This window comes from Vibrio fluvialis, from assembly GCF_900460245.1.
In the GTDB taxonomy this organism is placed as follows: Bacteria; Pseudomonadota; Gammaproteobacteria; order Enterobacterales; family Vibrionaceae; genus Vibrio; species Vibrio fluvialis.
Map to the genome: position 1 here is coordinate 2,642,493 of NZ_UHIP01000001.1, position 9,369 is coordinate 2,651,861.

Genomic DNA, 9,369 nt, shown 5'->3' on the forward strand with positions numbered 1-9,369 from the left:
CTAACTCTTTTTCTCTTTAAATTGATTATCAAAGCGCGTGTGCTCAATGATAGGCATGGTCAGGCGGACTTGATCCACCTGATGCAAATCGATGTCAGCAACCAACGTGGCCGCCTCCTGCTCCAGCGAAGCCACGACTTCACCCCACGGGTTAATCACCATTGAATGTCCCCAGGTCTCACGGCCACAAGGATGATGCCCCCCCTGGCCGACTGCGACGACCCAACATTGGGTTTCAATCGCTCGGGCGCGCAGCAGCACTTCCCAGTGCGCACGTCCGGTGACTGCGGTAAACGCCGCGGGCACCAGTAAAATTTGCGCTCCCTGACGGCGCAGCTGCGAATAAAGATGCGGGAAACGCACATCATAACAAATCGACAGTCCCAACTGACCAAACGGCGTCGAAACCACCGTCAATCCATCGCCCGGCGTAAAGGTTTCCGATTCGCGGTAACGTTGGTGACTGTCGGCGACATCCACATCAAACATGTGCAGCTTATCATAATGTGCTACCGCTTCGCCTTGTGGATTAAATAAAATCGATGTGGTAGTCACGCCACTGGCACGTGCGACAGGCATACTGCCCACCAGCAGCCAAACCTGATTCTTGCGCGCAATCTCGGCCAGTTCTCGTTGAATCGGGCCCTCGCCCATCGGTTCAGCGTGTTGGTGATAATCGCTGCGAGTGCCAAACACCACTGCATTTTCTGGCGTCACCAGCCAAGTCGCTCCCTGAGCCGCCAGCGCTTTGGCTTGCGTCGCGATGTAGGCCAGATTGTCTGCGACGACCGGGCCTGAGGTCATTTGAATGATGCCGACACGTTCCATGTGTTTATCCTTATTCAACCAGCTTTCTGAGTTTTTTCGGTAACTTGAATTCGCCTCTGCTGCGCGACAGCTCTTTCACCGTCGGAGAGTCGAGCGGGCCTTTCACTTCGTAGTTAACCTGAGTGAAGATCTCGACTACGGGTGAAATCACCGTGGTCACCGCCAGCACATACAGCGCTGTGGCCGGGGTTACCGCAAAAGCGGTGAGTACCGGAATGCCGGAAGTAATATCCGGCACAAAATTTACTTCAGCGTCGACCATGCGCGTATTGAGGTCGGCCAGGCCTTTGATGGTCATTTCACCGGCCACCGCATCCATCTTGATGTTATTGGTGACAAACACGCCCTGCGACAACTCACCGCTGCCCGTAATCGAGTTAAACGCCATCCCTTTATCAAACACGTCGCTAAAGTCGAGCTGCATCTTGCGGATGATCGAATCAAGGCTGAACAGGCCAAGCAGACGCGCGGCACCGCTGACATTGGAGATCACCCCTTTACCCAGTTTAGTCTCGAGATTGCCCTGCAGCGTATTCACTTTCATCGACCACGGCGCGCCATCCCATTGGGTACGGCTCGACATCTCAAACGGTGCTTTCTGAATCCCTGAACTGATACCAAACCGCTCCATCAGGTCGCTGTTGTTGTCACCTTTCATGTCCAGATTCATTTCGGTTCGACTGGTGGTATCGGTGAGTGTCCAACTGCCGTTGATATGCACCTGGTTGGTTCCGCTGGCAACGTCGATGCGTTTCCACATCAAGGTGTTGCCATGACGCTCGAAATCCATGTTGAGCTTGCCGACTTTATAACCCTGCAGCCAGAAATCGTCGATCACCAGAGTCAGATTCGGCATCAGCGCATGGAACTGGCGATCAAAGTCTGAAATCAGTGGGGTATTTTGTTTATCAACATCCACCAGCGGCGCTTTGCCGGCGCTGTTGTCCAACTGCGGCAGATAAACGTGCAAACGCTTCAGCGATACCGACAGGTCATAAGGTTCAATATAGTTGGCCTGACCATTCACTTCCTGGCTATCAATGTTCATCAGCCAGCCGAGATCTTTTTCCCGCGCAGTGAAATTGACGTCATGCCACTCAATGCCGGCCAGAGTCAGCTCTTTCACCTTCAAATCAACCCGCTGCGGCAACGGAATCTCCGGCGTATTAAGGGAATCCAGTGCTGCGAGCTTAGTGGATTTCGTCTGAGGTTCGTCACTTGCTACGGAGATCCAGTCATCCAGATTGAATTTATCCGTACGCACCTGCGCGTGATGGCCGACAACCGGACTGATTTTGAAACTGCCCTGACCCAACACTAAATTGGTAGCGGTCAGTACCGGTGTCTTTTTGGTAATGTCGATCTCAGCCTGATATTTAGCATTGGGCAGCTGCAGCCGCGCGGAAATCGCTTCCTGATTACCCGAAGCCTGCAAACGTGCACTGCCCGGTGTATTGATGGCTTTACTCAGCGGGTACGGATAACGACTGGCCACGCGCTTGAGGTTCGCTTGTGCATCAATCTGATAGGTGAAACCCACATCATTGAGCTGAATATCCACCCCCATCTGCCAAGGAGCGTCACCCTGCAACCTGCTTAGCCAGCGACTGCCGACATAAGGTGTTAACGGCTTAATGTCCCAGTCACCCACCAAATCGATATTCACCGCATAGCCTTGTTGGGCACTCTCGCCTTTGAAATCAAACGAGATGGGTTGATCCAGCAGTTTGGCCGACAGCCCGGCAGCCGTCACCACATCATTGTCAAACTTGATTCGGCCCGAGACCGCTTCGAGCGTCATGGGCGGTGAATCGATTTCAACGTGATTGCGTTTGAGATCCGCCCAGCCCCAGGCGCGCGGCTCTTTGTCCGTGGTAAACGGAATGTTGAGCTGAAACTCGGAGTTGACCTCACCGCTGACCTGAATCGCGGTCAGTGCGGCGCCCACCGAGTCCACCAGCGGAGTCGCGGTCATGTAATCGCGTACCGCATTGCCCTGAGCAACCGCGGTCGCTTCAATTTCAATATGCCCATCTGGCGCCAGTTCAGGAATGCGGCCGGTAATGCGCTTGGCCTTCACATCCATCAGAGTGGCTGAATGCGAGTCGAGGTACATGGCGTCATTTTCAAACAACAGGTCAAGCTGCATGTCGGTGATCGCCGGCCAGGCGGTATCAAAACTGAATTTACCGTCTTGCAGTCCGACCCAAGCCTGAAAAATACCGTTGTGATGGCGATAAGGGAAATCTCCCAACTCTCCGTACCACACCAGCTTGGCGGTTTTGACTTTACCGCCCTGAATCGCAGTAGAAAGGTAGTCGGTCAGGTCATGACCAAGCGCCAGCGTTGGCAGATAGCGCCAGGTTTCGCCTGCGTTGTAAGCGTCCGCTTCAGCATAAAACGACAGGAACGGGCTCTTCTCTTTGGGGAAATCGAGACGAAACGCACCAAGCACCTGCAGATCCGGCGTTGCCGCCGTCACTTTATCGGCCCACAACGACCAGCCGGCGTCATCACTTTGCCACACCAGATCCACTTGTCCCTGACGAATATTGAGTGGCGCCTGGAACACTTCACCATACGGCAACTCATCATCAACCAGTGAGGCTTTGATCACCGCTTTGGTCGGCGTGCCGGAAATTTGAGCCTGCAGATGATGCACTTCTGGCAACAGTTCCCACTGCGCCATCGCGCCATCCGTTAGCGTGGCCGAGTAACGCAGCGGCGCCTCATCAGCTCCTTGCGCGATCCGTAAGTCTTCCACCAGGCCGCTGGGTTTCAGTTGCTCCAGCAGTTGATTTGTCTGTTTGGATTCTGGCACCAGTTTGATCAATGGCAGCAGGGCTTTGATGTCGAGTTGCGACACATTCAGGCGCCATTGCTGGGGTTGCCAGTCAAGCGCAGCGTCCACTTCCGGCCAAGGCGTATCGTCCGTGCGCAGTTGAAGTGAGTGAGCATTTACCTGCCAGCCCTTTGCTGTCGGCGACAGTTGCACGATGCCTGATTCCAGCAGCAGTTCATGACGCTCATTTTCCTGCCACACCAACTCAGACGGTTTGAGTTCCACATACCCGTCGACAGGCTGGCTGTTTTTCAGCGTCATCCAGGCATTAAAGCTGACTACGCCACGCTCAATGCCCGTTTCATCTTTCAAATAGCGACTCAACCAAGGGCGTACCCGTAGCTTGTCAGCACTAACGTAGAAATCACCGGAGATATCGCCGAGCGAACCGTGGTCTTCGAAGTTAGCACTCACTTGCAATGAGTTAATTTCAGTATCAGCGATGCTGATTTCACCATCCGCAAAGTGGCGTTTACCTTTGTTCTTCCAGTGCAGCTTATCGATGTCCAGTTGGCGCATATCGCCCGCCAGAGTCTGGTAAAGCACGGTGGAATCTTGCACGGTGAAATCGTCGAGCTGACGCAAAAACAGGTCATCGAGACGCTGCAGAATTTTGCTCTGCGCATTCGATTCGCTTGAGTCATTGGCCGAATCATCCGCTTGGTTGAGACGCGTCCAGTCAATGGAACGAATATCCAGCTTGAGCTGATGAATAACCAGATTCGCGATAACTGGTTCACGTTGCAGGACGGTTTGTACCAAGTCGAATTCGACGTCAATCCGTCCGGTGTTGAACTGAATTTTGCTGCCATCCGGCAGATTGGCCTGCACACCTTGCAGAGCCAGGGAGGGGTGCGTGTTTCGCCAGAAACCACGCACATCCGTGATCACAAATTGTATATGGCTCTGCTCGCTGACCCAGTCCTGAATTTCGCCTTTAAAGCGGTTCATTTCCGGTAACAGCACGCGCAGAGCCGTGATGGCGATGGCCAACAAAACTAACAGGCTGACCAGCAGCCACAATACAATTCGCCCAAGGCGAGTTAAGGTTGAGATCACCCGTAGTCCTATTACATCATCACGACATCAAATTGCTCTTGCACATACAAAGGTTCGGCCTGAATACGTACTTCCTTACCGATGAACACTTCCAGTTCCGCCAGTGAATGTGATTCATCACCTTGCAGGGTCTCAGCGACCGCAGGTGAGGCATACACCACAAACTTGTCGGCGTCGTAGGCGCGGTTCACACGAGTAATTTCACGCAGAATTTCAAAGCACACCGTTTCCACCGTTTTCACCGTACCGCGGCCTTCACAAGTTGGACAGGTAGAACACAGCACATGTTCAATACTTTCGCGCGTACGTTTACGGGTCATTTCCACCAAGCCGAGTTGAGTGAAACCGTTGATGTTGGTTTTCACACGATCTTTGCTCAGTGCCGCGTCGAGTGAAGTTAGTACTCGCTTACGATGCTCTTCTGAAATCATATCGATGAAGTCGATAATGATGATGCCACCCAGATTGCGCAGACGCAGCTGGCGCGCAATCGCCTGAGTCGCTTCGATGTTGGTGTTGAAGATAGTCTCTTCCAGATTACGACGACCCACAAAGGCACCAGTATTGATATCGATGGTGGTCATGGCTTCCGTCTGATCGATGATCAGGTAGCCGCCCGATTTGAGTTCCACTTTGCGCTCCAGAGAACGCTGAATCTCATTTTCGGTGTCGTACATATCGAAAATAGGTTTATCGCCTTCGTACAGCTCCAGCTTGTCGGTCAGCTCCGGCACAAACTCGGACGTGAACTCCAGCAGGTTTTCATATTCCAGACGGGAGTCGACCAGAATTTTGGTCAGGTCGGTGCCAACGAAATCACGCAGAATACGCTGAGCAAGGCCCAGTTCCCCATACAGAGTTGAACGGTTTTTGTATTTCTCGCGACGCTCCATCACTTTGCACCACAAGCGCTTGAGGAACGCGGCATCTTGCGCCAGCTCTTTCTCTTTCGCCGCTTCAGCTGCGGTGCGGATGATGAAGCCACCGTGCTCATCACAGTAGTGGGCAACGACTTCTTTGAGACGTTCACGCTCGGCTTCGCTTTCAATCCGCTGCGATACGCCGACATGGCTGGCACCCGGCATATAAACCAGATAACGCGAAGGTAAGGTGATATCGGTGGTCAGACGCGCGCCTTTGGTGCCGAGCGGATCTTTGACCACTTGCACCACGATATCCTGTCCCTGGCGAACCAGCTCAGAAATGTCACGCACCTGAAATTGTTGTTTCTCGGTTTCGGCCACACACTCGGTGTGCGGTACGATGTCAGAGGCATGGAGAAAAGCCGCTTTGTCGAGCCCGATGTCGACAAACGCCGCTTGCATACCCGGCAGGACACGACTGACTTTACCTTTATAGATATTGCCGACAATGCCCCGTTTTGCTTCACGTTCGATATGGATTTCTTGAAGGACACCGCCTTCAATCATCGCCACGCGAGTTTCACTCGGCGTGACGTTTAAGAGCAACTCTGCACTCATGAGCGCACCTCAATAGTTTTAAATTATAAGAATTCGTGCAAGAGCTGGTCAGTTTCGTAGAGGGGTAGCCCGACGACGGCGTAATAGCTACCTTCTATTCTTGTTACAAATCGTCCACCCAATCCCTGAATGCCATAACTGCCAGCTTTATCGCGAGGTTCACCGCTTTGCCAATATTGTTCGATTTCTTCTGCTGACAAAACTTTAAACCATACATCTGTGGTCACTACCACAGAACGAACCTGCTGTTGTGTAGCGACCGTTACCGCCGTCATCACCTGATGACGGTTACCTGATAAGTGTTGCAACATCCGTTGTGCGTCCGCAAAGTCATGCGGTTTTTCCAGCACCAGTCCATCCTGAACGACAATGGTGTCAGAACCCAGTACCACAACGTCTTCTGCCGCCAGTTGCAAACCAGCCAGCGCTTTATCACGTGATAAACGTTCTACGTACTGCGCTGCGTTTTCGTCACTTTGCTGGGATTCCTCAACATTGGGAACCAGAATCTCAAACTGATACCCCAGTTGAGACAGCAATTCCCGGCGTCGCGGCGAACCCGATGCCAGGATCAGTTTTCTGTTAATCATTGTTGGCCACTATTTCACATGCCAGTGACGCCGCACTCGGCGCAGCAATAAAAACAACCACGGCCAAAGTATACAGCTAATTAAACCACTCCAGAGTGACAAAGGGTTGAATGTCACATCCTGAATCAAATATTCGCCGAAGAAAATCAGCACTTCCAGCGCCATCGACAGCAGGCCAATCACGATCGACTGTTGCCACAGAGCCATGTTACGCAGCACCAGGAAGTTCATCGCGACGATGTAGACCACAATCGACATCATCATGCCGCGAATACCGAGCGTGGAACCGAGCAGCAAATCCCACAGCAAGCCCATGACCAGCGCCGTTCCAACGTTGACACGATGTGGCAAAGCACAGACCCAGTAACAGGTCACCAGCAGCAGCCAGGACGGTCTGAGCAAGTCCAGCGAACCCGGCCATGGAATAGTCTGCAAGACTAATGCAAAGAAGAATGAGGCCCAGATAACCAAACGGCCTGCCCAATCATTATTGGCCATTGCTTAAGCCCTCGGTCATTGATTGATTTTCCGCACTCATCGCTTTTTGTTGACGATCTTCGTTCGGCCAAATCAGCAGCAGGTAGCGCAGACGATCAAAATCCACCACAGGCTTGGCTTTGATCGAGGCAAACTCACGGCGGGTGTCTTTATCCACTTCCGACACGTAAGCAACCGGATACCCTTCCGGGTAAACGCCCCCCAGACCGGAAGTCACCAGTAGGTCACCCACTTCGATATCTGTGCTGGTTGCGATGTGCTCAAGCTGAATCTCATCCGTCTGGCCGTTGCCTGAGGCAATAACACGAATGTCGTTACGAATATTCTGCACCGGAATGGCGTTGTTTGGGTCAATCAGCAGCAGCACGCGGCTGTTGTGCGCCGCCACGAACGTGACCTGGCCAACAATACCTTTTTCGTTGATCACCGGCTGACCTTCATAAACACCATCAACCCGGCCTTTATCGATCACTACCTGATGACGATACGGCGAGGTGTCCACCGCCATCACTTCCGTGACCACTTTCTTTTCATCACGGACAAACGAGGAACCGAGCAACTTGCGCAGGCGTTGGTTTTCTTCGCGATACTGATCCAACAGGATCAAATCGCTTTTCAGCGTCAGCACATCCCGTTTGAGGGCACGGTTCGATTCCATCAGTTGCTGACGGGAATTGAAATTTTCGTAGAAACCATCAAACATGCTGCGCGGCAGGTCGGCAGCATACTGAATTGGAGCGACTAAGCTATTGAGTAAAAAACGCACATGTGAGAATGCGCCTAAACGACTATCAGCCAGCATAAGGCTGGCTGACAAAACAACCGCGAAAAACAGGCGCAGCTGAAGGGATGGTCCACGACCAAATATTGGCTTCATCTTATAACAATCCTAGAGTGTATTCGGGCGCCCTTGCGAGCGCCTGACAAGCCATTACTCGTCGCTAAAGAGATCACCACCATGCATATCGATCATTTCAAGAGCTTTACCGCCGCCACGAGCCACACAGGTCAGTGGATCTTCAGCGATAACGACAGGAATACCCGTTTCTTCCGTCAGCAGGCGATCCAGATCTTTCAGCAGCGCGCCGCCGCCAGTGAGCACCATACCGTTTTCTGAAATATCAGAAGCCAGCTCTGGCGGACACTGTTCCAACGCAACCATCACGGCAGATACAATACCAGTCAGTGGCTCTTGCAGCGCTTCCAGAATTTCGTTCGAATTCAGCGTAAAGCTACGTGGCACACCTTCAGCCAGGTTACGACCACGGACTTCGATTTCCTGAACTTCATCGCCTGGGTACGCTGAACCGATTTCGTGTTTGATCTTTTCTGCGGTTGCTTCACCGATCAAGCTACCGTAGTTACGGCGCACGTAGTTAATGATCGCTTCATCAAAACGGTCACCACCGATACGAACAGATGACGAGTAAACCACGCCGTTCAGCGAGATAACCGCCACTTCGGTTGTACCGCCACCGATATCGACCACCATTGAACCCGTCGGTTCAGAAACACGCAGACCAGCACCGATCGCGGCCGCCATTGGCTCATCGATCAGGTAAACTTCACGAGCACCTGCACCCAGTGCCGATTCACGAATCGCACGACGCTCAACCTGAGTCGAACCACAAGGAACACAAACCAGTACGCGTGGGCTTGGTTTCAGAATGCTGTTGTCGTGCACGCTGCGAATGAAGTGTTGCAGCATTTTTTCAGTCACGTAGAAGTCAGCGATAACGCCGTCTTTCATCGGACGAATGGCAGAAATATTGCCCGGCGTACGACCTAACATTTGTTTTGCAGCGTGACCAACGGCTGCGACGGTTTTTCCGCCGCGACCTTTGTCTTGGCGAATGGCGACTACTGAAGGCTCATCAAGAACAATGCCCTGTCCTTTGACGTAAATAAGTGTGTTGGCTGTACCTAAATCGATAGATAGGTCGTTTGAAAACATGCCACGAAGTTTTTTGAACATATTCTTCGCTCGTCCTGCAAGATATGAAGATGAAAATTGCACTAAATGTACCAATGCCTTGCCATCACAGCAAGGCATTGACGTATAAACATGGAC

Annotated in this window: 7 protein-coding genes; all 7 read right to left on the minus strand. The window is 52.4% G+C overall.

Going from position 1 to position 9,369, the window contains the following annotated elements; translation table 11 throughout:
• From DYA43_RS12415 to DYA43_RS12445, 7 genes are read right to left on the minus strand one after another with little or no spacing between them, the layout of a single operon-like run.
• On the minus strand, positions 1-828 hold the full coding sequence (locus tag DYA43_RS12415) for a carbon-nitrogen hydrolase family protein (protein WP_061056926.1): 828 nt from the start codon (positions 826-828) through the stop codon (positions 1-3).
• 10 nt (positions 829-838) lie between these two features.
• On the minus strand, positions 839-4,729 hold the full coding sequence (locus tag DYA43_RS12420; protein ID WP_061056927.1) for a YhdP family protein: 3,891 nt from the start codon (positions 4,727-4,729) through the stop codon (positions 839-841).
• A gap of 11 nt (positions 4,730-4,740) precedes the next feature.
• Positions 4,741-6,210, minus strand: a complete 1,470-nt coding sequence (gene rng / locus DYA43_RS12425; RefSeq protein WP_020332236.1) for a ribonuclease G — start codon at positions 6,208-6,210, stop codon at positions 4,741-4,743.
• Between the two features lie 23 nt (positions 6,211-6,233).
• Complete coding sequence (locus tag DYA43_RS12430) at positions 6,234-6,800, minus strand: Maf family protein (protein WP_020332235.1); 567 nt, start codon at positions 6,798-6,800, stop codon at positions 6,234-6,236.
• A gap of 9 nt (positions 6,801-6,809) precedes the next feature.
• Positions 6,810-7,298, minus strand: coding sequence for a rod shape-determining protein MreD (gene mreD / locus DYA43_RS12435; protein ID WP_020332234.1), 489 nt, complete (start codon positions 7,296-7,298; stop codon positions 6,810-6,812).
• The gene (gene mreC / locus DYA43_RS12440; RefSeq protein ID WP_020332233.1) at positions 7,288-8,175 is read right to left on the minus strand and encodes a rod shape-determining protein MreC; all 888 of its coding nucleotides are present in this window, start codon (positions 8,173-8,175) and stop codon (positions 7,288-7,290) included. Before mreC ends, mreD begins: the two co-directional genes overlap by 11 nt.
• A 54-nt stretch (positions 8,176-8,229) precedes the next feature.
• Positions 8,230-9,273 carry a rod shape-determining protein gene (locus DYA43_RS12445; RefSeq protein WP_020332232.1) on the minus strand — a complete coding sequence of 348 codons (1,044 nt, stop codon included), beginning with the start codon at positions 9,271-9,273 and terminating at the stop codon, positions 8,230-8,232.
• Positions 9,274-9,369: the final 96 nt, after the last annotated feature.